Annotated in this window: 20 protein-coding genes, 1 other RNA gene and 2 pseudogenes; 13 read left to right on the top strand and 10 right to left on the bottom strand. The window is 71.9% G+C overall.

What is annotated here, in order from left to right; translation table 11 throughout:
• Positions 1-8: 8 nt before the first annotated feature.
• Positions 9-1,235, bottom strand: a complete 1,227-nt coding sequence (locus tag AB0I06_RS23115) for a hypothetical protein (protein ID WP_363120735.1) — start codon at positions 1,233-1,235, stop codon at positions 9-11.
• 199 nt (positions 1,236-1,434) lie between these two features.
• Between AB0I06_RS23115 and AB0I06_RS23120 the strand changes: the two genes are divergently transcribed.
• From AB0I06_RS23120 to AB0I06_RS23130, 3 genes are read left to right on the top strand one after another with little or no spacing between them, the layout of a single operon-like run.
• Positions 1,435-2,298, top strand: a complete 864-nt coding sequence (locus tag AB0I06_RS23120; RefSeq protein ID WP_363120736.1) for a Nif3-like dinuclear metal center hexameric protein — start codon at positions 1,435-1,437, stop codon at positions 2,296-2,298.
• Positions 2,295-3,038, top strand: coding sequence for a C4-type zinc ribbon domain-containing protein (locus AB0I06_RS23125; protein ID WP_363120873.1), 744 nt, complete (start codon positions 2,295-2,297; stop codon positions 3,036-3,038). Before AB0I06_RS23120 ends, AB0I06_RS23125 begins: the two co-directional genes overlap by 4 nt.
• A 19-nt stretch (positions 3,039-3,057) precedes the next feature.
• A complete protein-coding gene (locus AB0I06_RS23130; protein WP_363120737.1) occupies positions 3,058-4,281 on the top strand; it encodes a bifunctional RNase H/acid phosphatase in 1,224 nt (407 codons plus the stop codon).
• Here AB0I06_RS23130 and eda read toward each other — a convergent pair.
• The 4 genes from eda to AB0I06_RS23150 all read right to left on the bottom strand — a co-directional run bounded on the left by eda (position 4,256) and on the right by AB0I06_RS23150 (position 7,143).
• Positions 4,256-4,906: a bifunctional 4-hydroxy-2-oxoglutarate aldolase/2-dehydro-3-deoxy-phosphogluconate aldolase gene (gene eda, locus AB0I06_RS23135; RefSeq protein ID WP_363120738.1), complete on the bottom strand. Its 651-nt coding sequence runs from the start codon at positions 4,904-4,906 to the stop codon at positions 4,256-4,258. The genes AB0I06_RS23130 and eda overlap by 26 nt on opposite strands.
• 70 nt (positions 4,907-4,976) lie before the next feature.
• Positions 4,977-5,759: a peroxide stress protein YaaA gene (gene yaaA, locus AB0I06_RS23140; protein ID WP_363120739.1), complete on the bottom strand. Its 783-nt coding sequence runs from the start codon at positions 5,757-5,759 to the stop codon at positions 4,977-4,979.
• 53 nt (positions 5,760-5,812) lie between these two features.
• Positions 5,813-6,391, bottom strand: coding sequence for a hypothetical protein (locus tag AB0I06_RS23145; RefSeq protein ID WP_363120740.1), 579 nt, complete (start codon positions 6,389-6,391; stop codon positions 5,813-5,815).
• On the bottom strand, positions 6,388-7,143 hold the full coding sequence (locus AB0I06_RS23150; RefSeq protein ID WP_363120741.1) for a MerR family transcriptional regulator: 756 nt from the start codon (positions 7,141-7,143) through the stop codon (positions 6,388-6,390). Before AB0I06_RS23150 ends, AB0I06_RS23145 begins: the two co-directional genes overlap by 4 nt.
• A 173-nt stretch (positions 7,144-7,316) precedes the next feature.
• Between AB0I06_RS23150 and AB0I06_RS23155 the strand changes: the two genes are divergently transcribed.
• From AB0I06_RS23155 to AB0I06_RS23180, 6 genes and pseudogenes are all read left to right on the top strand, one after another.
• Positions 7,317-7,886 (top strand): Uma2 family endonuclease, encoded by a 570-nt coding sequence (locus AB0I06_RS23155; protein ID WP_363120874.1) that lies wholly within the window; start codon positions 7,317-7,319, stop codon positions 7,884-7,886.
• A 24-nt stretch (positions 7,887-7,910) separates the two neighbouring features.
• Complete coding sequence (locus AB0I06_RS23160) at positions 7,911-8,741, top strand: AraC family transcriptional regulator (protein WP_363120742.1); 831 nt, start codon at positions 7,911-7,913, stop codon at positions 8,739-8,741.
• Between the two features lie 82 nt (positions 8,742-8,823).
• Positions 8,824-9,540, top strand: a pseudogene (locus AB0I06_RS23165) (EamA family transporter); the annotation flags it as partial.
• 115 nt (positions 9,541-9,655) lie between these two features.
• Positions 9,656-10,060, top strand: an RNA gene (rnpB, locus tag AB0I06_RS23170) — RNase P RNA component class A.
• Positions 10,061-10,303: 243 nt separating this feature from the next.
• Positions 10,304-12,214, top strand: coding sequence for a DUF2075 domain-containing protein (locus tag AB0I06_RS23175; RefSeq protein ID WP_363120743.1), 1,911 nt, complete (start codon positions 10,304-10,306; stop codon positions 12,212-12,214).
• A gap of 176 nt (positions 12,215-12,390) precedes the next feature.
• Positions 12,391-14,508, top strand: a complete 2,118-nt coding sequence (locus AB0I06_RS23180; protein WP_363120875.1) for a DUF2075 domain-containing protein — start codon at positions 12,391-12,393, stop codon at positions 14,506-14,508.
• Between the two features lie 52 nt (positions 14,509-14,560).
• On the opposite strand, the gene AB0I06_RS23185 is transcribed toward AB0I06_RS23180, so the two are convergent.
• The 3 genes from AB0I06_RS23185 to AB0I06_RS23195 all read right to left on the bottom strand — a co-directional run bounded on the left by AB0I06_RS23185 (position 14,561) and on the right by AB0I06_RS23195 (position 16,256).
• Entirely contained in the window at positions 14,561-14,689 is a 129-nt protein-coding gene (locus tag AB0I06_RS23185) for a DUF6408 family protein (protein ID WP_363120744.1), read from the bottom strand.
• Between the two features lie 328 nt (positions 14,690-15,017).
• Positions 15,018-15,371 (bottom strand): MazG-like family protein, encoded by a 354-nt coding sequence (locus AB0I06_RS23190; RefSeq protein WP_363120745.1) that lies wholly within the window; start codon positions 15,369-15,371, stop codon positions 15,018-15,020.
• 327 nt (positions 15,372-15,698) lie between these two features.
• Positions 15,699-16,256 carry a DoxX family protein gene (locus AB0I06_RS23195; RefSeq protein ID WP_363120746.1) on the bottom strand — a complete coding sequence of 186 codons (558 nt, stop codon included), beginning with the start codon at positions 16,254-16,256 and terminating at the stop codon, positions 15,699-15,701.
• A gap of 157 nt (positions 16,257-16,413) precedes the next feature.
• Between AB0I06_RS23195 and AB0I06_RS23200 the strand changes: the two genes are divergently transcribed.
• Both AB0I06_RS23200 and AB0I06_RS23205 read left to right on the top strand, forming a co-directional pair.
• Entirely contained in the window at positions 16,414-16,740 is a 327-nt protein-coding gene (locus tag AB0I06_RS23200; protein WP_363120747.1) for a nuclear transport factor 2 family protein, read from the top strand.
• A 59-nt stretch (positions 16,741-16,799) separates the two neighbouring features.
• A pseudogene (locus AB0I06_RS23205) lies at positions 16,800-17,785 on the top strand (aldo/keto reductase).
• Between the two features lie 289 nt (positions 17,786-18,074).
• Here AB0I06_RS23205 and AB0I06_RS23210 read toward each other — a convergent pair.
• Together AB0I06_RS23210 and AB0I06_RS23215 are read right to left on the bottom strand one after the other, a co-directional pair.
• Positions 18,075-18,857 (bottom strand): SDR family oxidoreductase, encoded by a 783-nt coding sequence (locus AB0I06_RS23210; protein ID WP_363120748.1) that lies wholly within the window; start codon positions 18,855-18,857, stop codon positions 18,075-18,077.
• Positions 18,858-18,907: 50 nt separating this feature from the next.
• On the bottom strand, positions 18,908-19,933 hold the full coding sequence (locus tag AB0I06_RS23215) for a Gfo/Idh/MocA family oxidoreductase (RefSeq protein WP_363120749.1): 1,026 nt from the start codon (positions 19,931-19,933) through the stop codon (positions 18,908-18,910).
• Positions 19,934-20,078: 145 nt separating this feature from the next.
• Here AB0I06_RS23215 and AB0I06_RS23220 point away from each other — a divergent pair, with 145 nt between their 5' ends.
• Positions 20,079-21,386 (top strand): multidrug effflux MFS transporter, encoded by a 1,308-nt coding sequence (locus AB0I06_RS23220; protein WP_363120750.1) that lies wholly within the window; start codon positions 20,079-20,081, stop codon positions 21,384-21,386.
• On the top strand, positions 21,329-22,507 hold the full coding sequence (locus AB0I06_RS23225) for a serine hydrolase domain-containing protein (protein WP_363120751.1): 1,179 nt from the start codon (positions 21,329-21,331) through the stop codon (positions 22,505-22,507). Before AB0I06_RS23220 ends, AB0I06_RS23225 begins: the two co-directional genes overlap by 58 nt.
• Positions 22,508-22,592: the final 85 nt, after the last annotated feature.

Raw genomic sequence — 22,592 nt, forward strand, 5'->3', positions numbered from 1 at the left:
AACCGGCACTAGTTCGTTACAAGGCGTCCCAACGGCGCTTCCCGCAAGGGCACAGGGCGGGGGGCCGAGGGTGTCGCGGGCTGTCCGGGACGGTCCGCGACCGGGGCCGGAGGCTCCTGTTCCGGCTCGGGAACGGGAGTCGCCCCGGGCTCACGCTCCGCCGCCGGAGGCGGGCTCACCCGGGCCACTCCGCAGGGCACGGCCTGCGTCGCGTACGGCAGCCGCAGCACCCCCTCCGGCGTCCACAGGCCGGCGCCCGCGAGCCACCCCTCGGGCGCCCGCAGATGGTGCATCCGCCGCTCGGCCGGCCGCCACACACCGACCCAGCTGCCCGTCGGCCCGTCCACGCGCAGCGCCACCGCGCAGCTCTCCGGCGTCAGCACCTGCCCCGGCTGGATCGCGAACGGCGTGACGGAGCAGTCCCGCAGCCGCAGGCACTCCGGGAAGCGCACCGGCAGTGTGCTGCCCAGCACGCCCCAGCCCAGCCTCGCCCGCCCCGGCGAGGGCGCGTCCGAGCGTACGATCAGCAGCCCGCTGTCGAGGTCGGCCAGCAGCAGCCGGTCGTCGCTCTCGGCGGCGATCTGGAGCAGCGGCGTCACCTCGCCGCCGCCCTCCAGGTCCACCACGACGGTCTTGGTGCGGCCCTCCGTCTCCCGGTCGAGCGCCAGCAGCCGGCCCGCCCGGTCCAGCCAGACCCCGCCCGAGCAGCGGCCGGGCAGTTCGGCCAGCCGCTCGGGCCCGAAGGCGCCGCCCGCCACCAGCCACACCGACGTCGACCGCGGCCCCACGGCGAGGGCGTAGGCCCGTGCGCCGCCCGGGGCGGGGGGCAGCAGACGCAGCCGGGCGTTCCGGTCCGGGCACTCGACGGCGCCCAGCGGCAGCTCACCGGTGCCCGGCCCGGTCGGGTACAGCAGCGCGAAGGCGTGCCGCCCGGCCACCACCCGGTGGATGAGGACCCGCCCGTCGCCCATCGGCTGCACCTCGGTGCCGGGCTCCTCCGGCTGGTTGCGGGGCAGGGGCACCGCGTACGGCTCGGGGCCGTCCAGGGTCCAGCGCTCCGGGAACCAGGAGCCGCCGGCCGACGCCAGACGCGCGCCGTAGGCACCGTCCGCGCTGAGGGTGCAGCCTGCCGGCGCGGTCCCGTCCTCGTGCCCCGCGGACTCCTGTCCCGCGGAGCCCTCGTGTCCCCCAGGGCCCTCGGTTCCCGCCGAAGGTTCGATCGCACAGGCCGTCATCGTTCGGTCACCTCCAGTGACGAACGTAGGTATCGCACGCACGGGCGGGGAATTCCTCGGGCGCAGGCTTCACACATAAGGGTGTTCCAGGAACGATTCGCCTGAGGAAAAGGGGGCGAATGTGCTGAGCGGGGCGACGGGTGCCGGGAGCGGACGGCGGCGGTGCAACGCCACAGATCAGGCGGGTAGCCTTGCTCCCGTGCCCCGTCTGTCTGAAGTCATCGCCGCGCTGGAGACCCTGTGGCCCGCCGAGCGGGCCGAGTCCTGGGACGCGGTCGGCACCATCGTGGGCGACCCGGACCAGGAGGTCACCCGGGTCCTGTTCGCCGTCGACCCGGTCCAGGAGATCGTCGACGAGGCGGTGAAACTGGGCGCCGACCTGCTCGTCACCCACCACCCGCTCTACCTGCGCGGCACGACCACGGTCGCGGCGACGCACTTCAAGGGCCGGGTCGTCCACACCCTCATCAAGAACGACATCGCGCTGCACGTCGCCCACACCAACGCCGACACCGCCGACCCGGGTGTCTCCGACGCCCTCGCGGGCGCGCTGGACCTGCGGGTCACCGGGCCCCTCGTGCCGGACCCGGCCGACCCCGAGGGCCGCCGCGGCCTCGGTCGCGTGTGCGCCCTGGACCACCCGCTGACCGTCCGCGAGTTCGCCGCCCGCGCCGCCGAACGGCTGCCCGCCACCGCGCAGGGCATCCGCGTCGCCGGCGACCCCGAGGCGCTGGTGCGCACCGTCGCCGTCAGCGGCGGGTCGGGCGACAGCCTCTTCGACCACGTCCGCGCCGCCGGGGTCGACGCCTTCCTCACCGCGGACCTGCGTCACCACCCGGCGGCCGAGTTCCTGGCGGATCGCGCCCACAGCCCCCTCGCGCTGCTCGACGCGGCGCACTGGGCCACCGAGTGGCCCTGGTGCGAACTGGCCGCGAGCCAGCTCGACGAGATCTCCGACCGGCACGGATGGGACCTGCGCGTCCACGTCTCGAAGACGGTCACCGACCCCTGGACCGCGCACGCGGCCTCTGCCACCTCTGATCCCCTTGGAGCCCCGAACTGAACGCCGCGCCCGCCGACCAGATCCGACTCCTCGACCTCCAGGACCTCGACGTCCGCCTCCAGCAGCTGGCGCACAAGCGCAGGTCGCTGCCGGAGCACGCCGAGATCGAGTCGCTGAGCAAGGACCACACCCAGCTGCGCGACCTGCTCGTGGCCGCGCAGACCGAGGAGAGCGACACCGCCCGCGAGCAGACCAAGGCCGAGCAGGACGTGGACCAGGTGCGCCAGCGCGCCACCCGCGACCAGCAGCGCCTGGACTCGGGTGCCGTCACCTCGCCCAAGGACCTGGAGAACCTCCAGCGCGAGATCGCCTCCCTGGCCAAGCGGCAGGGCGACCTGGAGGACGTGGTGCTGGAGGTCATGGAGCGCCGGGAGTCCGCGCAGGAGCGGGTCGCCGAGCTGACCGAGCGCGTGGCCAGCGTCCAGTCGAAGATCGACGACGCGACCACGCGCCGTGACACGGCCTTCGAGCAGATCGACGGCGAGGTCGCCACGGTCACCAAGGAGCGCGAGGTCGTCGCCGGTTCGATCCCCGCCGACCTGCTGAAGCTCTACGACAAGCTGCGCGAGCAGCAGGGCGGTGTCGGCGCGGCGAAGCTGTACGCGCGCAGCTGCCAGGGCTGCCGGCAGGAGCTCGCCATCACCGAGCTGGCCGAGATCCGCAAGGCGGCGCCCGACACCGTGATCCGCTGCGAGAACTGCCGCCGCATCCTGGTGCGCACGTCCGAGTCCGGCCTCTAGGTCCCGGGAGGCCCTTGCCGTGCGGGAGTTCATCGTCGAGGCCGACGGCGGGTCACGGGGCAACCCGGGGCCCGCGGGGTACGGGGCCGTGGTCAGTGACGCGGCGACGGGGGAGACCCTGCGGGAGACCGCCGCGTACCTCGGCGTCGCCACGAACAACGTCGCCGAGTACAGCGGTCTCCTCGCCGGCCTGCGCGCCGCCCACGAACTGGACCCGGCCGCGACGGTCCACGTCCGGATGGACTCCAAGCTCGTCATCGAGCAGATGTCGGGCCGCTGGAAGATCAAGCACCCCGACATGAAGCCCCTGGCGGCACAGGCGGCCCGGATCTTCCCACCCGGGCGGGTCACGTACGAGTGGATGCCGCGGGCGCAGAACAAGCACGCGGACCGGCTGGCCAACGAGGCGATGGACGCGGGGGCCAGGGGCGAGCAGTGGTCGGAGGCGGACTCGACGGCGGAGCTGGACAGGGCGGTCGAGGACGCGGCCGGGGTCTGTGAAGGCTCTGGAGCTGCCGCCGAGCTCTCGGATGTTCCCGAAACCGCCGGCGACGCCGCCCGGGCCGACGCCCGCGCCGCCCAAGCCGTGGCCGCCCCCGGCTGGGCGCCCGCCGACATGGGTGCCCCCGCCACCTTCGTGCTGCTGCGGCACGGTGAGACGCCGTTGACGCCGCAGAAGCGGTTCTCCGGGAGCGGTGGGAGCGACCCGTCCCTCTCCGACACCGGGCGGGAGCAGGCCGAGCGAGCCGCCGTGATGCTGGCCCGGCGGGGCACGATCCAGGCCGTCGTGTCGTCGCCGCTCGCCCGGACGCGGGAGACCGCCGGGATCGTCGCCGCCCGGCTCGGACTCGACGTGAGCATCGACGACGGGCTGCGCGAGACCGACTTCGGCGCCTGGGAGGGACTCACCTTCGCCGAGGTGCGCGAGCGCCACCCCGAGGACCTCGACGCCTGGCTGGCCTCTCCGGACGCCCAGCCCACCGGCGGCGGCGAGAGCTTCGCGGCGACGGCCGTCCGGCTCGCCGCCACCCGCGACAAGCTGGTCGCGGCCCACGCGGGCCGCACCGTCCTGCTCGTCACGCACGTGACCCCGATCAAAACACTCGTCCGGCTCGCCCTGGGCGCCCCGCCGGAGTCCCTGTTCCGCATGGAGCTTTCGGCCGCGTCCCTGTCGGTGGTCGCCTACTACGCGGACGGCAACGCCAGCGTCCGTCTCCTCAACGACACGTCCCACCTGCGCTGAGCGCCGCCGCCTCCCGGGCCAGCGCCTCGACGCGGCCCCAGTCGCGGGCGGCGACGGCGTCCCGCGGCAGCATCCAGCTCCCGCCCACACAGCCGACGTTGGGCAGGGCCAGGTAGTCCGGGGCGGAGGCCGGCCCGATCCCGCCCGTGGGGCAGAAACGGGCCTGGGGGAGCGGCCCCGACAGCGACCTCAGATACGCCGTACCACCCGCGGCCTGCGCCGGGAAGAACTTCATCTCCCGCACCCCGCGCTCCAGCAGCGCCACGACCTCCGACGCGGTCGACACCCCCGGCAGGAACGGCACTCCGGACGCCCGCATCGCCTCCAGCAGCCCGTCCGTCCAGCCGGGACTGACCAGGAAGCGGGAGCCGGCGGCCACGGCCTCCCCGACCTGCCCGGGCCGGACCACCGTCCCGGCCCCGACCACCGCCCCGGGCACCCCCCGGGCGATCTCCCGGATCGCCGCCAGGGCCGCGGGCGTCCGCAACGTCACCTCGATCGCCGGCAACCCGCCCGCCACCAGCGCCCGCGCGAGCGGCACGGCGTCACCGGCCTCCTCGATGACGACGACGGGCACGACGGGCGCGAGGTCCAGCACGGAGGCGGGCAGGGGGGAGGAGGCCATGGCGTCATCCTGCCGTCGGTGTGCAGGGCGCGCAAAGGCCGTTGCGCACCCTGCAACGCACCATCGCGGGCTAGTGCACCTCGTCCACCAGCACGTCCAGCGACCACGCCTGCCCCGACTTCGCCGGAGCCTGCGCCTCCACGACGTACCCGAGATCCCGGAGCGCCACCACCAGCTCGGCCGGACCCTTCGGGTCGGCCCCGGAGGTCAGCAGACTCCGTACGATCCGCCCCTTCGTGGCCTTGTTGAAGTGGCTGACGACCTTCCGCGTCGGCGCGTGCAGCACCCGCACGGCCGCCGTCCGTCCCGCGACCTCGCCCTTCGGCTTCCAGGCGGCGGCGTAGGCGGCGGACCGCAGATCCAGCACCAGCCCGTTCCCGGCCACCTCGGGCAGCACCGACGCCATCGGCGTACGCCAGTGCGCGCCCAGCGCCCCGAGCCCCGGCAGCTTCACCCCCATCGAACACCGGTAGGACGGAATCCGGTCCGTCACCCGCACCGCACCCCACAGCCCGGAGAACACCAGCAGCGACCGCCCGGCACGCCGCTTGGCGGCCGTGTCGAGGGACGCCAGCCCGAGGGAGTCGTAGAGCACACCGGTGTAGATCTCACCCGCCGGTCGCGCCCCCGCCGTCCGCAGCTCCGCGTTCTTCGCGACCTCCCCCCGCAGCCCCTCGCTCAGCCCCAGCACCTCACGGGCCTTGTCCTCGTCGCCCGAGCACAGCTCGACCAGCTCGGCGAGCACGGCCTCCCGGGCCTCGGCAAGACCCGGCAGGGACAGTGACTCCGGCTTCAGCGGCGCACCACGACCGGACGAGGCCTTGCCTTCGGACGGCGGCAGCAGGACAAGCACGCGTACTCCTTCGATCGAACTCCGCCGACAGCGTACGGGGGCGTCCGGGGAGCTCAGCCGCGCGCCCGGCCCAGCGCGCGGACCAGGCCGTCGGGGTCGTCGGCGTGGAAGCGCACGAGCCGTACCGCGCGGCGCCGCCCGACGAAGGTGACGTGGGTGACCGGTTCGGTCAGTTCGAGCGTGACGGTGGTCTGCGAGCCGACCTCCACGTCCAGCTCGCCCTCGGCCCGCGTGTGCGTCATCCGCAGCTCACGCCGCACCGAGGCGATCCGCTCCAGCGGCACACACAGATCGACGTGGACGTACCGCCGTATCCGCAACGACCCGCGTTCCACGTCCAGCACATGCGGGCGCACGACGGACGAGGCGTGCAGCGCGACGACGAAGACGATCGTGTACACGTCCAGGAAGAGGAACGTCGCGTGCACGGCGGGCCAGTCCCGCAGCAGCACGGACAGCGCGACCGTCTCGACCAGGCACACGAACGCGAACCCGGCCATCATCGCCCCCTGCCCGCGCGCGTACCCGAAAGCGACCCCACGGCCCGCCCCGTGCGTACGCCGCGCCACCCACAGGACGAGACTCGCCAGCAACCGCACCTCGTGCCCTATCAACAGCCGCCCCACCCTCATCGCCGCTCCTCGACGAGGATCGTCAGCGCGCGGCGGACCGCCTCGGCCTGTGCCGGGGCGAGATCGTCGAAGAACGCGCGCAGGAACCCGTCGTCCCGGTCGAACTCCCCGGCCTGTGGCAACAGCCCCGGCGGGACGCAGCCGGCGAGCGCCCGGGCCGCCCCGGCGACGCGCGGATCGTCCGGCCCGGCGTCGACGAGCGCGTCCAGCAGCGCGTACGCCTCACCGGCCCGGGCCACGGCCTCAGGACTCCCCAGCACCTCACCCACCGACGACACCAGCCGCTCCCGGTCCCCGGCCGGCACGGCCGTCTCCAGGAACGCGAAGACCTCGCGGTCCTTGGCGGCCATCGGCGAATCCGACAGCTGCGCGGACCCGACGAACAGCGCGGCCAGCTCGGGCGACACCGGCCCCTCGGCGGGCACGCCGCCCTCCGCGTCCAGCAGCGTCCGCAGCCGCGCCCGCCGCTCCCGCAGCGCCTCCTCCTGCCGTGCCAGGTCCTCGTCCAGCTCGGTGAGCACCTCGACCAGGTCCTTCCCGGCGTCGTCCGCGAGCACGTCCCGGACCTCCGCGAGCCCCAGCCCCAGCTCGGTCAGCCGCCGGATCCGCGCCAGCACGACGGCGTGCCGCAGCGCGTACTCCCGATACCCGTTGGCCCGTCGCTCCGGCTCGGGCAGCAGCCCCAGATGGTGGTAGTGCCGCACGGCCCGCGTGGTGACGCCGACGGCCGCGGCGAGTTCTCCGATCCGCATGCCACCAGTGAAGACGTTGACGCTGCGGCAGGGTCAAGCGAGCCGTCCGGCCTTCTGACGGGGACGGTGATCGTGTGCCACGATCGAGGGAAGGGATCCCCATCTCACGGACAGGTGATCAGCCGATGTCCCAGTCTGGCGGGCGACAGAAGGAGGGGCGTGACATGACTGCCATGGCCCACGAGCCGCTCTCGCAGGAAGACGTCCTGCTGGAGGGCTTTCTCGCCCTGGACACCCCGGAGGGTTTCCGGGCCGAGCTGATCGAGGGGGAGATCGTTGTGACGCCGCCGCCGGACGGGGATCACGAGAAGTACATCAGCAGGATCGTGAGGCAAGTGATCAGGCGCTCACGGACCGACATGGACTTCTCGGGAAACAAGGGGCTGAAGATGAGGAGCGGAGGCTCCTGCCCCAGGAACCACGTGGTTCCGGACGTCACCTTCGGCCCCATCGAGCGGGACTTGTTCGCCGGGGTCGGCTCCTGGATGCCCTGCGACGGCGTCGCCATGGTGATGGAGGTGACCTCCACCAAGCCGCAGGCCGACCGCGAGGCCAAACGCCGCTGCTACGCCCGCGCGGGCATCCCGCTCTACCTGCTCGTCGACCGGGACACCGCTCAGGTCACGGTGTTCAGCGAGCCCAAGGACGACGACTACCGCGAGCACTGCGCCCGCCCCTTCGGCAAGCCCATCGCGCTTCCGGACCCCTTCGCTTTCGAGCTGGACACGGCCGACCTCCTCTGATCCCCTGGGGGTGGGGGGTATGACATGGGGAGACGAGAACAGAGCAGCTGGACCAGGGCGCGTCTGGGACGGGCCGGCCCGCCGCTCGACCTCCTCACTGCCCACTTCGACAGCCACGTCTATGCGCCCCACGCGCACGACGAGTTCACCATCGGCGTCACCGTCGGAGGGTCGGAGGTCATCGCCTACCGGGGCGGGCACATCCACTCCCACCCCGGCTCGATCGTCGTCCTGGAGCCCGGCGAGATGCACACCGGCGGCCCGGCCGCCTGCGACGGCTACGCCTACCAGGCCCTCTACGCCGAACCGTCCCTCCTGACCGACGGCACCCTCGGCGGCGGCCTCCCGCACTTCGAAGAGCCCGTCCTGCACGACCCGGAACTGGCGGCGGCCCTGCGCGCCGCCCACACCGACATCAGTGCCTGCCCCGACCCGCTGGAGGCCGAGTCCCGGCTGCCGTGGCTGCTCACGGCCCTGGCCCGCCGCCACTCCACGGCCCGCGCGGCCTGCGACATCGTGCCCGGGGCCGCCGACATCGCCAGGACCGTACGCGACCGCCTGGCGGACGAGCTGCTGGACCCCCCGTCCCTGGCCGCCCTGGCCACCGACCTGGGACTGTCCCGCTACCAGCTGCTGCGCGCCTTCCGCACGACCATGGGCGTACCGCCGTACGCCTGGCTCGCCCAGCACCGGGTGGCCCGGGCCCGGGGCCTGCTGGAAGCCGGGCTGCGCCCCGCCGAGGTCGCGGCCCTCGTCGGCTTCGCCGACCAGGCGCACCTGACGCGCTGGTTCCGCCGGGTACTGGGGGTGACCCCGGCGGCGTACCGCAACAGCGTTCAAGACGCGGCGCGGTGAGAGGGCCGAGACTCATCGCATGACTGCACGCGGCTGGTTCCTGTTCTCCCTGATGGGAGTGGTCTGGGGTGTCCCCTACCTGATGATCAAGGTGGCGGTGGACGACCTGTCCCCCTCCATGGTGGTGTTCGCGCGCTGCGCCCTCGGTGCCGCGCTCCTGCTCCCGTTCGCACTCCGCCAGGGCGGCCTCGGCCGTACCGTCCGGACGCACTGGAAGCCGATGCTGGCCTTCGCCGTCATCGAGATCATCGGCCCCTGGTGGACCCTGACCGACGCCGAGCGCCACCTGTCCAGCTCCACCGCCGGCCTCCTCATCGCGGGCGTCCCGATCGTCGCCGTCCTGCTGGCCCGCTTCTTCGGCGCCGGGGAACGCGTGGGCGCCCGCCGGGCCACCGGACTCGCCCTCGGCCTCGCGGGCGTCACCGTCCTCACCCTGCCGCACCTCACCGGCGGCGACGCCCTGTCGATGGCCGAGGTGCTGGTGACGGTCGTCGGCTACGCCACTGCCCCGCTGATAGCGGCCCGGTACCTCAAGGACGTCCCGACCCTCCAGCTGATCACCCCCTGCCTGACGCTGGCCGCCGTCGTCTACGCCCCCGCCGCCTACCTGACCAGGCCCGCGACCATGCCGTCGGGCGAGGTCCTGGCCGCCCTCGCCGGCCTGGGCGTCGTCTGCACCGCGATCGCGTTCGTGGCCTTCCTGGAGCTGATCAAGGAGGTAGGCCCGACCCGGGCCGGTGTCATCACGTACGTCAACCCGGCGGTGGCGGTCGCAGCGGGCGCCCTCTTCCTGGGCGAGCGGCTGACCCTCGGCATCGGCGTCGCCTTCACCCTGATCCTGGCGGGCTCGGTCCTGGCGACGGCCGCGGGACCGAAGCGTGACGTCCCCCGGGTACCATGGTCCACACGGCAGACGAGCCGGGCGGACGGCCGCGTGGAGTCCCCCTGACGGGGAGCTTCCCGAGGAACGTCCGGGCTCCACAGGGCAGGGTGGTGGCTAACGGCCACCCGGGGTGACCCGCGGGACAGTGCCACAGAAAACAGACCGCCGGGGACCTCGGTCCTCGGTAAGGGTGAAACGGTGGTGTAAGAGACCACCAGTGCCCAGGGTGACCTGGGCAGCTAGGTAAACCCCACCCGGAGCAAGGTCAAGAGGAGACACCTCGGTGTCTCTGCGCGGACGATCGAGGGCTGCCCGCCCGAGTCCGCGGGTAGACCGCACGAGGCCGGTGGCAACACCGGTCCTAGATGGATGGCCGTCGCCCCGACGACCGCGAGGTCCCGGGGTACAGAACCCGGCGTACAGCTCGGCTCGTCTGCCGCCCACCGCACCTGTGGGTGGCCATTGCCCGTGCAGCGTGCCTGATCCGCCGGCGGCCGGTGATCACTCCCCATGAGCAGGGGAGGCCGGGCACGGCGTCCGCTGCCTCACTGCGGTCACCGCCAGGTACCCTCGAAGAGATCGTCAACGCGGCCCGACGGGCTTCCGCTCCACTCCGGTGGAGTCTCGAAGGACATGCCCCCACCCGCACGAGTCTCTTCGTGCTGCCTGGGGGAAGTTCTTGCTGTTCCGCGCGTCCGCGAAATCGGTCGCCGTCATGGCACTCGACGGTTCGCTGTTCCTGCACCTCACCGACAAGTTCGTTCACATGCACGGCTATCGGCCCGGAGCCTCGGAGGTGCGTTCCTGGGAGCGCAGCATCCCGCTTCTGACGGCCGCGCTGAACGACGCCGGCCTGGGCGATGTCGAGGTCATGCTGGAGTACGCGCTACCGCTGAACAGCAAGCGTGCCGACGTGGTCCTCGCCGGCCTGCACCCGATCACGCAGGAGCCGTCCTACGTGGTGGTGGAGCTGAAGCAGTGGAGCCAGGCGGCTCCGCACGAGGACGACCCCACCCTGTGCCATGTCGACGCCTACGCGCATCCCGTGCTCAATCCGATCGAGCAGGTGCGGCGGTACTGCGACTACCTGGTCAACTTCAACGGTGCGGTGGCCGAGCACGGCGAGCGGATCCACGGAGTGGCTTTCCTGCACAACGCCACCGAGTTCGGGGTGGCGGGGCTGCGGGAGATCGAGCGTGACGGGCAGGGGCGGCTCTTCACGGGGGAGCGTCGCGGCGCGTTCCTGGAGTACCTCCGGTCGAAGTTGAGCGACAAGCATTCCGGTGCCAGTGCGGCGGACGAATTGCTCGCAGGTGCCACCGTGCCCTCGAAGCAGCTGATGTCCGTGGCTGCTCAGGAAGTGCGGGAGCGGCAGCAGTTCGTCCTCCTCGACGAGCAGCAGGTCGCCTACCGCACGGTGCTCAACGCGGTGGAGCGGGCGAAGCGCGCCGACCACAAGGAGGTCGTCATCGTCACCGGCGGCCCCGGTACCGGGAAGAGCGTGATCGCGCTCCAACTGCTCGGCGAGCTCTACCGGAGAGGCGTGGCCGCGGTCCACGCGACCGGCTCGCAGTCGTTCACCAAGACGATGCGCAAGGTTGCCGGTTCCCGGAAACGGGAGGTCCAGGATCTCTTCAAGTACTTCAACAGCTTCATGACCGCGGAGAAGAACAGCCTGGGTGCCTTGATCTGTGACGAGGCGCACCGCATCCGGGAGACGTCCGCCAACCGCTACACCCGCGCGGCACTGCGGACCGGCAGGGCACAGATCGATGAACTCATCGACGTCGCCCATGTACCGGTCTTCTTCCTCGACGAGCACCAAGTGGTGCGTCCCGGTGAGATGGGCACCGTGGACGAGATCCGTGAGGCCGCGGCCAGACGGGGCATCGACTGCCATGTCGTCCCCCTGGACAGCCAGTTCCGCTGCGGAGGCAGTGACGCTTACCTGCGCTGGGTGGTCCGGCTCCTTGGCCTCGAGCCCGGGGGGCCGGTCGTGTGGGAGCCCGACGACCGCATGCAGTTGCTGGTCGCGGACAGTCCTGAGGAACTGGAGGCGTTCCTCCACGCCCGCCGCGCCGAGAAGTACGGTGCCCGGATGTCCGCCGGCTACTGCTGGCGGTGGTCCCCCGAGCCCAAGCCCGGTGATCCACTGCCTCCCGACGTCGTCATCGGGAACTGGGCCAGGCCGTGGAACCTGCGCGGGGACCGGTCGGTCTCCGGTGCACCCCCGTCCGCGCTGTGGGCCACCGACCCTGCGGGCTTCGGGCAGATCGGCTGTGTCTACACCGCACAGGGGTTCGAGTACGACTGGTCCGGCGTCATCATCGGCCCGGACCTGGTCTGGCGGGCTGATCGCTGGGTGACCGACCGCACCGCGTCCAAGGACCCGGTGTTCAAGAAGTCCACATCGGACACCGATGTGGACCGTCTCATCCGGAACACGTACAAGGTGCTGCTGACGCGGGGGATGGTCGGCACGATCGTGTACTCGACCGATCCGGAGACGCGAGAAAAGCTGCGGGAGCTGGTGTCCGGTCGGCCGGACCCACGGCCTGCCGCGGCCGAGGAGCCCTCTCTGCGGCGGTGAGCGCGTGATATCCGGCCATGATGCCCGTGCTTCCAGCCGACCGCTGTGGCACACGCGTCGGGATGGGAAGTCACTTCCTAAGATCACAGGCGTCATTGCGGCCCGACGGGCTTCCCACGTGGACATGCCCCCACCCGCACGAGTCACTCGTGCCCTGGGGGATCCACCTCGTGTCCATGCTCCTGCTGAAACTGGCAGCGCGGGATCTGCTGAACCTGAACTCGAGACGCCGTATGGTCCCCCACCTCGCCGCCAGATGGAAGCACTTCCTCAGCACCGAGGCGTCGTTGACGGAACGTTCCGCCTGGGCAGAGAGCCTGGTGCATCTCGCCGAGGACCTGGTCGCCGCCGACCGTGGAAACGTCGAGATGGTCGTCGAGTGCGCGGCCACGCTCGACGAGACGGACCGCTCCGGGGACCCGCGCCTCATCGACGTCGTCCTCGTGGGCCACCACCCCGAAGAGAACGGGCTGTCCGTCCAACTCGTCGAGCTGAAGCGCTGGTCGACGGTGACCCGGGTGGAGCGAGCCACCGCGGAGCTGGTGCATGTCCCCGGTATGGGGAAGAAGAAGCACCCGGCGTTGCAACTACGCGAGTACTACGAGGCGTTCACGAGCGACCGAGGACCGTTGCACGGACTGGACTACGAGTGCGGCGGCTTCGCCTATCTGCACAATGCCACGGACGCGTCGGCGCTCCCACTGGTCGGCGTGGACGCGCCGACCGGTTCCTATGCCCGTGTCTACACGAAGGACCGCCGCGCCCAACTGCTGTCGGACCTGCGGAGCAGCTTCACCCCCGACGGTGCTGACTCGGCGGCCGAAATCCTCCTACGAAGCATGGGCCTGCGCAACACCCCATTGCTCGACGCCATGATCCGTTCCAGCGGCGAGGACACGGTCTTCACTCTGCGCGGCCGCCAGAAGAAGGTCGCGGACCAGATACTCGACACCGCCGCCAAGGTGCTTCCCGATCCTCAGCGACCCGCGATCATCCCTGACGAGCGCCGGGTGGTGTTCCTGGTCACGGGCGGTGCCGGCACGGGCAAGAGCGCCATCGGCCTCCAGCTCAAAGCCGAACTGGAGGCTGATGGGCGCACGGTCAAGTACGCGAGCGGCAGCCGGGCGTTCAACGGTGCTCTTCAGGAGCATGTCGGTTACGGCGACCGGGAGTTCAAGGAGACGTTCACCTACTTCAGCAATTTCGTCACCCCGCCCGACCCGCCGCTGGACGTGCTGATCTGCGACGAGGCCCACCGCCTGCGCGACCGCTCCACCAACCGCTTCTGGAAACCCGAGGACTGGGGCACCAAGCCTCAGGTGGATGAACTACTCGACGCCTCCCGGCTGACGGTGTTCTTCCTCGACGAGGGGCAGTCCGTGCGCCCGCAGGAGGTCGGCACCGCCGCTCTCGTCGAGGACGCGGCACGGCGCTACGACGCCCAGTTGGTCCGGTGCAGCCTGCGGGAACAGTTCCGGTGCGGCGGCAGCGACGCCTACATCCGCTGGGTGCGCGGCGCGCTGGGGGTGTCCGACGCGCAACCGGAGCCGTGGACCCCGGACGGCCTGATGCACGTCGAGGTCGTGGACAGCCCGGAGGAACTCGAGCGGATCATCCGTTCCGAGGCGGGGGCGGGAGCATCCGCGCGCATGGTCGCCGGATACTGCTGGCCCTGGACGAAGCCCCTGGGCAAGGAGAAGCGACTTGAGCCCGATGTCCGGATCGGTGACTGGCACCGGCCGTGGAACGCGGACAGCGACTCCTTCTGCGAGAACAAGACCGTCCCGCCGTCCAAGATCTGGTCCGTGCACGAGAACGGCCTCCGTCAGATCGGCTGTGTGTACACCGCGCAGGGCCTGGAGTGGGACTGGTGCGGCGTGATCATGGGTGAGGACATGGTGCGCCGGGGCGATCGCTGGGTGTTCCGTCGGGGCAAGGAGAGGGTCGACAAGGAGGCGGGCGTCAAGCGGGTTGCCGTCCCCGGGTCCTTCGATCCCAAGGTGAAGCCGAAGAGAGTGGACGACGACGAGTTCGCCCGCCTCGTCCGGCACGCGTACCACGTGCTGATGACCCGAGCGAGCCGGGCGACCGTGCTCTACTCCACGGACGAGGAGACCAGGGAGTATCTGAAGGGGCTCGTCGGCGACGTCCAGATCCACGGTCTGCGCCCCACCTGGGAGAACCTGCCGGAGCAGGCGCGACAGCCGCATCTGCCCCGCCCCGCCCGAGGGCGGCGCCGCCGCAGGAAGCGCCAGAGGAAGGACACTCCGCCCGGAGAGATGTTTCTTTTCTGAGGCGGTGAGCCGGTAGGCGGGGTGGCGGGCTCCCGGGCCCGCCACCTGCCGGTCAGAAGACCAGACGTGCTACCACGGCAAGGGCCGTCACCAGCAGATTGGTGATGACGCCCACCGTGACGTCGACCAGAATCTGACGAATCCGGTCACGACGTGCAAGCTTGTACTCCACGGGGTTCATCGGTTTCCACTCCTGAGCGTGAGCTGGGAATGGCAGGGATCGCCCTACCGGGCATCCGCAGTCACACCGCGTGTGGAACGCAGCGGAGACCACTCGTCGCTCATCGCCGAGGACCGGCACCAGGAACACCGCCGGCGTACCCTCCGGGAAGGTGCGTAGCGGGTATCCACGTTAATACATGGGGCAGTTGGCGCAGATCGATTTTGGACGCCGTGGTGTCCCCGCGCACGCGTCAGGCTCGTTCATGCCCGAGGGGGAAGGCGTCGATCGCGATCGCCTCGGCTGCGTGGAGTGTGCGCACTTTCGCGCTCCCGGCTGGACAGGACCGTCACTTCACCGACCCCACCGACCTCTCCCGCACCCGCTCCAAATGCCCCTCGAACACCCCCCGAGCCTCCGGCGTAAGCGTCCGCAATGCCACCAGCGCCGTGATGACGACATCGCACAACTCCGCTTCCACGTCCTCCCACGTATGCGTGACGCCCTTGCGCGGGTTCTGCCCCGTCGCTCCGATCACCGCCTCGGAGACCTCGCCGACCTCCTCCGAGAGTTTCAGGATGCGCAGGAGCAAGCCCTCGCGGCCCTCGACGGGGCGGTTGGTGTCGAGCCACTGCGTCAACGCGTCGACGGTGGCCCACAGGTCGGGTCCGGGATCGGGTGCGGGTGGTGTCCGGTCGCTCATGGACGCAGCCTGGCACGAGGGTCTGACAGTGAGACGGCTGGACGGCTTCTGATCACCGCCGGAGCCGACCCCGACCGGCTCCGGCCCGAAGCATCCTCCGCCACACCGATCGGATCATCACGGGCCGGTGCGCGGGTCGGGCCACGGATGCCCGTCCGGAGACATGCCGGACGGGCGGCCGGCCCGGACGAAGTCGTGGTACTCGTCCTGCACGACACCCTGGTTCACCCATCGCCCGCGCACGGCCCAGGCACGGTACGACCCGGCCACGACAGCGGACCAGCTCGGCGGTCCACGGGAGCTCCAGCGCCCGAGCCCGCCCGCCCCCTACTCGATGTACTCCTCCTCGAACAACGCCTCCTGCTCCCCCTCCCGCGCCTTCCGCAGCCGCCGTGCCCGCGCCCCCACCACCACCGCCGTGCCCGCCGCCGTCGCCGCGAAGGCCGCCGGGATCATCCAGCCGCGGTTGACCGCGTGGCCGAGCAGGTGGTCGAGGGAGAGGCGGCCCGGGCCGGTGATGGCCAGGCCCGCTGCCGTCAGGCCCAGGGTCGCCGCGTACTCGTAGCCGCCGCCCTGGTTGAAGAAGCCGTTCGGGGTGTGCACCGCCGCCGCTCCGGCCATCGCGCCGGCCGCCGCCGCGCCCGCCGCCGGGGTGGCCAGGCCCAGGGCCAGCAGCGTGCCGCCGCCCGTCTCCGCGAGGCCCGCCGCCGTCGCGCTCGCTTTGCCGGGCGCGTAGCCGACGGACTCCATGAACTGGCCGGTGCCCTCGATGCCGTGTCCGCCGAACCAGCCGAACAGCTTCTGCGCGCCATGGGCCGCCAGCACACCGCCGGCCCCCAGCCGGAGCAGCAGCAGGCCCAGATCACGTCGGTCGTCACGCCTCACGTCGTCTCCCGGAGCAGGCAGCAGGAATGAAGGAGCTCATCTCGTCGTCTCTCCACCGTCGCACCCCGCACGGCCCACGACATCCGGCGGACCCGTCCACGACGCCGTTCGGGTGGCAGCGGTGGCGTGGGGCCGTGGCCGGTACGAGGCTGGCGGCATGACGATCCAGACCACGCGGCTGAGCGATCCGGCCGTCCGGGCCTTCGTGGCCGCCGTGAACAACCACGACCGCGAGAGCTTCATGAAGCTCCTCGCACCGGGCGCGACCATGGCGGACGACGGTTCCGACCGGGACCTCGCCGACTGGGTGGACCGGGAGATCTTCTCCTCCCGCGGCCACATGGAGGTCGACAACGAGTCCAACGGCGGCCGTTCCCTCATCGCCCGTTACAGCAACGACACCTGGGGCGAGATGCGCACCCGGTGGAGCTTCACCGTGGACGACGACGGCCGGATCACGCGCTTCGAGACGGGGCAGGCCTGACCACAGCCCCCTCCAAGGGCTTGTCCTCGTGTGCGCTCCAACTCCTAGCCTCTCCCGGCATGGAGACCACACGGCCGCTGGGACGCGGCGGTATCGAGGTGAGCGCCCTCGGCTTCGGCTGCTGGGCGATCGGCGGAGAGTGGCAGGCGGCCGACGGGCAGCCGCTGGGCTGGGGCACGGTCGACGACGAGGAGTCCGTGCGGGCGGTGCGGCACGCCCTCGACCTGGGCGTCACCTTCTTCGACACCGCGGACACCTACGGCGCCGGGCACAGCGAACGCGTGCTGGGGCGGGCCCTCGGCAAGCGCAGGGGTGATGTCGTCGTCGCCACCAAGTGGGGCAACGTCTTCGACGAGGACACCCGCACCCTCACCGGCAGTGACGACTCTCCGGCGTATCTGCGCCGCGCCCTGACCGCGTCCCTGCGCCGGCTCGACACCGACTACGTCGACCTCTACCAGTTCCATCTCTCCGACGCGGAGCCCGAGCGGGCGGCCGTGCTCCGGGAGACGTGCGAGGAGCTGGTCCGCGAGGGACTGATACGGGCCTACGCGTGGAGCACCGACGACCCGGCACGCGCCGCCGTGTTCGCCGAGGGGCCGCACTGCGTCGCCGTCCAGCACGCCCTGAACGTCCTCCAGGACGCGCCCGCGATGCTGCGGCTGTGCGAGGAGGCGGGGCTCGCGAGCATCAACCGCAGTCCCCTCGCCATGGGGTTGCTCACCGGGAAGCGCCGGGACGGGCAGCCGTTGGAGGCCGGGGACATCCGCAGCAGGCCCCCGGCCTGGCTGCGGGGTTTCGGTGACGGCACCGGCGCCGATCCACAGTGGCTCGCCCGCGTCGACGCCCTCCGGGACGTCCTCACCAGCGGGGGCCGCACGCTCGCCAGGGCGCCCTGGCCTGGCTGTGGGCGCGCAGCCCGCGCACCGTCCCCATTCCCGGCTTCCGGTCGGTCGCCCAGGCGCGGGAGAACGCGGGAGCCCTGGGGAAGGGGGCGCTGACGGGTGCGCAGCTCGCTGAGGTCGACCGGTTGCTCGGGCGGTGATCCCGCATCCGGTTCCCACGTCCGGTCGTCCCCACACCGGTCCTTGACGTGTGCGGCAGCCGTTCCACACGCACCGGTGCGTACTCCGCTCTCCTCGCGAAGTCCACCCCCACCCGGTGCGGTGGAACGACTGCCGCCTCCCCCCTGGATGTGGCCGACGGAAGCTCTCTGCTCCAACTGTGAAGCTTTCGTGTAGGAGAGTTGAGCATAAGGTGCCCACCGGCCGCAATGGGGTGGACGCTTCTATTCCGGTTGTGCAGGTTGACGACTTGACGACTCCGTCGCGCGCTCAGCCGCGCCCGACGTAGGGCATCGCCGTCGCCAGTACGGTCGCGAACTGCACGTTCGCCTCCAGCGGCAGCTCCGCCATGTGCCGCACGGTGCGGGCCACGTCCGCGACGTCCATCACCGGTTCCGGGGCGACTTCCCCGTTTGCCTGGAGCGCTCCCGTCTGCATACGGGACGTCATGTCGGTGGCCGCGTTGCCGATGTCGATCTGCCCGACGGCGATCCGGTACGGACGCCCGTCCAGGGAGAGGGACTTCGTCAGGCCCGTCAGGGCGTGCTTGGTCGCCGTGTAGGCCACCGAGCGCGGGCGGGGCGTGTGCGCGGAGATCGAGCCGTTGTTGATGATCCGGCCGCCCTGAGGGTCCTGCTCCTTCATCTGCCGGTACGCCGCCTGCGCGCACAGGAACGCCCCGTTGAGGTTGGTGTCCACCACGTGCCGCCAGGCCTCGTAGGGCAGGTCCTCGACCGGCACACCGCCGGGACCGAACGTACCCGCGTTGTTGAACAGCAGGTCGACCCGGCCGAAGCGCTCGACGGTGGCGGCGAAGAGGGCCCTCACGTCCTCGGGGCGGGAGACGTCCGTCCGCACGGTGAGAGCCGCCCCGGCGCGTGCGTCCCCCTCGGCGCCACCGGAAGCCAGGGCCGCCGTCTCCTCCAGGGTCTCCGCACGCCGGCCCGCGAGCGCCACCGACCAGCCCGTACGCAGCAGTTCCACGGCGACCGCCCGGCCGATGCCGGAACCCGCCCCGGTCACCACCGCGATCGCATTTCCCTTGGCATTCATGGGCCCGCAGCGTACGGGAGCCCCTCCATGGCGCCCGCCACGCCGAGCGCTCAGGCCGGCGCGAGCTCCGGCTCGCCCGTCTCGTCGGGGTAGCGGACGCCGACCTGGTCGCGGATCGCGTCCAGCGTCCGCATCACGGCGAGCGTGCCGTCCAGCGGCACCAGCGGGGACCCGGTCTCACCGGCCCGCAGCGCCCGCATCACCTCAAGCGCCTCGTGACGCATGCTGTTGCGCGGCCCGTCCGCCGGGTCGGCCGTGAACTCCTCGGCGTCGCGCCCGTCGCGGTGCAGGACGAAACGGTCCGGGAAGAAGAACCCGTGCGGGATGTCGATGCGGCCCTTCGAGCCGGTGACCGAGGCGGAGGTCGCCGTACCGCCCACGATGGAGCAGTGCACCGAGCCGAGCGCGCCGCTGTCGAAGGAGAGCACCGCCGCCGTCTGGAGATCGACGCCCTCGTCCGAGAGCACCGCCCGGGCCGCGATGTCCGACGGCTCCCCGAGCAGCAGCTGCGCGAACGACACCGGGTACACGCCCAGGTCGAGCAGTGCGCCGCCGCCCAGCTCCGGGTTGCGCAGCCGGTGCGAGGGCGGGAACGGGCCGGCCAGCCCGAAGTCGGCCTGGACGCTGCGCACCTCGCCGATGACGCCGTCGTCGACCAGCGCCTTCAGCCGCCGCACCAGCGGGTTGCAGTACATCCACATCGCCTCCATCAGGAAGCGTCCGTGCTCCCGCGCCAGCGCGACGAGTTCCTCGGCCTCGCGCAGGTTCAGCGTGAAGGGCTTCTCGCACAGCACGTGCCGCCCGGCCGCGAGACACAGCCCGGCGGCGGCCCGGTGCGCCGTGTGCGGGGTGGCGACGTAGACGACATCGATGTCCTCGTCCTGCGCGAGCGCGTTCCAGTCGCCGTACGCCCGGGGGATCCCGAACCGCTCCGCGAACGTCTTCGCCGACGCCTCCGATCGTGACGCCACCGCCACGACCTCCGCGTCCGGCAGGTCGATCAGATCCGCGGTGAACGCGCCCGCTATCCCGCCGGTCGCCAGGATCCCCCACCGCACCGTGTCCGCCGTCGTCATCGCGCCCCGCCTCCACCTCGTGACCCTGAGCATTCCGTACGAGCCGTCCGCACGAGCCGTACGAGCAATCCGTACGTGCAGTCGTACGAGCAATCCGTACGAGCTGAGAGCATAGGTGGCGATCGACTTGTCGAGGGAGGGACTCATGCCCGAGGGTGGGGCGTCCATATCGAACACCGCGCAGGGGGCCGCAGCCGGCACGCGGCGGCCCGACCGCACACCGCACCGCCGCACCGGGCTCCTGGTCACCTTCCTCCTCGGAAGCCTGACCGCCGTGCCTCCACTGGCGATGGACATGTACCTCCCGTCCCTGCCGGAGGTCACCCGCTCCCTGCACGCGCCGGCCGCGACCGTCCAGCTGACGCTCACCGCGTGCCTGGCCGGCATGGCCGTCGGGCAGCTCGTGGTCGGGCCGATGAGCGACCGGTGGGGGCGCCGCCGCCCGCTGCTCGCGGGACTCGCCGTGTTCGTGGTCGCCACCGTGCTGTGCGCGCTCGCCCCGACCGTCGAGCTGCTGGTCGCCTTCCGGCTGGCGCAGGGCCTCGCCGGCGCCGCCGCGATCGTCATCGCCCGGGCGGTCGTGCGCGACCTCTACGACGGCATGGCCATGGCCCGCTTCTTCTCCACCCTCATGCTGATCTCCGGGGTCGCCCCGATCGTCGCGCCGCTGATCGGCGGGCAGGTGCTGCGGGTCACTGACTGGCGGGGCGTGTTCGCCGTCCTCACCGTCGTCGGCGTGGCCATCGGGGCCCTGGTCTGGGCGCGGCTGCCCGAGACCCTCGCGCCCGCCGAGCGGCACAGCGGCGGCGTCGGCGAGGCCCTGCGCTCGATGCGCACCCTGCTCGCCGACCGGCCCTTCACCGGCTACATGCTCACCGGTGGCTTCGCCTTCGCCGCCCTCTTCGCCTACATCTCGGCCTCCCCGTTCGTCATCCAGGAGATCTACGGCGCCTCCCCGCAGACCTTCAGCCTGCTGTTCGGCGTCAACTCGGTCGGGCTGGTCGTCGTCGGCCAGATCAACGGCAAGGTCCTGGTCGGCCGGGTCAGCCTCGACCGCGTCCTCGGGACCGGCCTCACGATCGTCATCGCCGCCGCGACCGCGCTGCTGCTGATGTCCCTCGGCGTCTTCGGCGAGGTCGGCCTCGCGCCCGTCGCCGTCGCGCTGTTCGTGCTGATGTCCGCGATGGGCATCACCCTCCCCAACACCCAGGCCCTCGCCCTGATGCGCACCAAGCACGCCGCCGGCTCCGCGTCGGCCCTGCTCGGCACGTCCTCCTTCCTCATCGGCGCGATCGCCTCCCCGCTCGTCGGGGTCGCCGGAGAGGACACCGCCCTCCCGATGGCCGTCGTCCAACTGGCCGCCGCACTGGTGGCACTGGGCTGCTTCATGGGAATGTGCCGACCCTGGAAGACGCAGAGCGGCCGCCCGAGCGCGGAGGGAGCAGTCAGCTGAGCGCACCAAGACTGCGCCACGGCACGCCGAAGCGGGCCGGACTCGACCCCGGGGAACTGCGGCACCTGGTCCGGGAGGTCAACGTCCTCACCACCGGGCAGCGCCCCTGGGCACCGGGCGCCGTCCTGGTCGTCGGACGCGGCCCCGTGATCGCCGTCGAGGAGGCGGCCGGCTGGGCCGTGCGCTACGCCGCCTACGACCCCGAGGCCGACGCCGGGGTGGAGCTGCCCCCCGAGGACCGGGTCCCGATGACCGTCGGCACGCCCTTCGACCTGGCGTCCCTCACCAAGCTGTTCACCTCGGTGGCCGCCGTGCAGCAGATCGAGCGGGGCACGCTCGGCATCGACGCGAAGGTCGGGGCGTACCTGCCCGACTTCACGGCCGCCGCCCGGCACGGCATCACCGTACGGCAGCTGCTCACGCACACCTCCGGGCTGCGGCCCGAACTCCCGCTGTACGACTGCGCCGACGACGCGGCGCGGCTGGCGGCGCTCCAGGCGGAGGCGCCGGTAGGGGTGCCGGGCACCTACTGCTACTCCGACCTGAACATGCTGCTCCTCCAGTACGTCCTGGAACGGATCACCGGACGCACTCTCGACGTCCTCGTCCACGACGGCATCACCCGGCCGCTGGGCATGACGGCGACGGACTTCGGGCCCTGCCCGGGCGCCGCGGCGACGGAGGACCAGCGGCGGCCCTGGGCCAAGGCCGACCGGGGGATGCTGCGGGGCGAGGTGCACGACGAGAACGCCTGGGCGCTGGGCGGGGTGGCCGGGCACGCGGGTCTCTTCTCCACCGGCCGGGACCTCGCGGTGTTCTGCCGCACCCTGCTCGCCGGCGGCTCCCACGGCCCCGCCCGCATCCTCGGCCCCGACTTCGTCGAGCTGCTCTTCACCCCGCCGGGCCTCGGCTTCTCCCTCGACCAGCCGTGGTTCATGGGCGACCTGGCGGGCCGCGGCGCGGCGGGCCACACGGGCTTCACGGGCACGTCCCTGGTCCTCGACCCCGCCACGGACACGTTCCTGGTCCTCCTCACCAACGCCGTCCACCCGCGCCGCCGCCGCCCGGACAGCGCGCCCAGGGCGGCAGCGGCGTCGAGGGTGGCCCGGGCACTGCGGTGACCCTCCGGTAAGGGCGAGCCGGAGGCGTCCACGGCCCCCGGCCGGGCCCGCCCCGGGTGAGCGCCGCGTGCGCCCCGGGGCGCCT

The organism is Streptomyces sp. NPDC050674 (genome assembly GCF_040654575.1).
Lineage (GTDB): Bacteria > Actinomycetota > Actinomycetes > Streptomycetales > Streptomycetaceae > Streptomyces.

Excerpts from the sequence above, each read along its gene's own strand:
- AB0I06_RS23145 (WP_363120740.1), bottom strand. The coding sequence starts at position 6,391 with ATGAGGGTGGGGCGGCTGTTGATAGGGCACGAGGTGCGGTTGCTGGCG.
- AB0I06_RS23150 (WP_363120741.1), bottom strand. The coding sequence starts at position 7,143 with ATGCGGATCGGAGAACTCGCCGCGGCCGTCGGCGTCACCACGCGGGCC.
- AB0I06_RS23115 (WP_363120735.1), bottom strand. The coding sequence starts at position 1,235 with ATGACGGCCTGTGCGATCGAACCTTCGGCGGGAACCGAGGGCCCTGGG.
- AB0I06_RS23185 (WP_363120744.1), bottom strand. The coding sequence starts at position 14,689 with ATGAACCCCGTGGAGTACAAGCTTGCACGTCGTGACCGGATTCGTCAG.
- AB0I06_RS23200 (WP_363120747.1), top strand. The coding sequence starts at position 16,414 with ATGACGATCCAGACCACGCGGCTGAGCGATCCGGCCGTCCGGGCCTTC.
- AB0I06_RS23215 (WP_363120749.1), bottom strand. The coding sequence starts at position 19,933 with ATGACGACGGCGGACACGGTGCGGTGGGGGATCCTGGCGACCGGCGGG.
- AB0I06_RS23155 (WP_363120874.1), top strand. The coding sequence starts at position 7,317 with ATGGCCCACGAGCCGCTCTCGCAGGAAGACGTCCTGCTGGAGGGCTTT.
- AB0I06_RS23180 (WP_363120875.1), top strand. The coding sequence starts at position 12,391 with ATGCTCCTGCTGAAACTGGCAGCGCGGGATCTGCTGAACCTGAACTCG.
- AB0I06_RS23220 (WP_363120750.1), top strand. The coding sequence starts at position 20,079 with ATGCCCGAGGGTGGGGCGTCCATATCGAACACCGCGCAGGGGGCCGCA.
- AB0I06_RS23190 (WP_363120745.1), bottom strand. The coding sequence starts at position 15,371 with ATGAGCGACCGGACACCACCCGCACCCGATCCCGGACCCGACCTGTGG.
- eda (WP_363120738.1), bottom strand. The coding sequence starts at position 4,906 with ATGGCCTCCTCCCCCCTGCCCGCCTCCGTGCTGGACCTCGCGCCCGTC.
- AB0I06_RS23160 (WP_363120742.1), top strand. The coding sequence starts at position 7,911 with ATGGGGAGACGAGAACAGAGCAGCTGGACCAGGGCGCGTCTGGGACGG.
- AB0I06_RS23210 (WP_363120748.1), bottom strand. The coding sequence starts at position 18,857 with ATGAATGCCAAGGGAAATGCGATCGCGGTGGTGACCGGGGCGGGTTCC.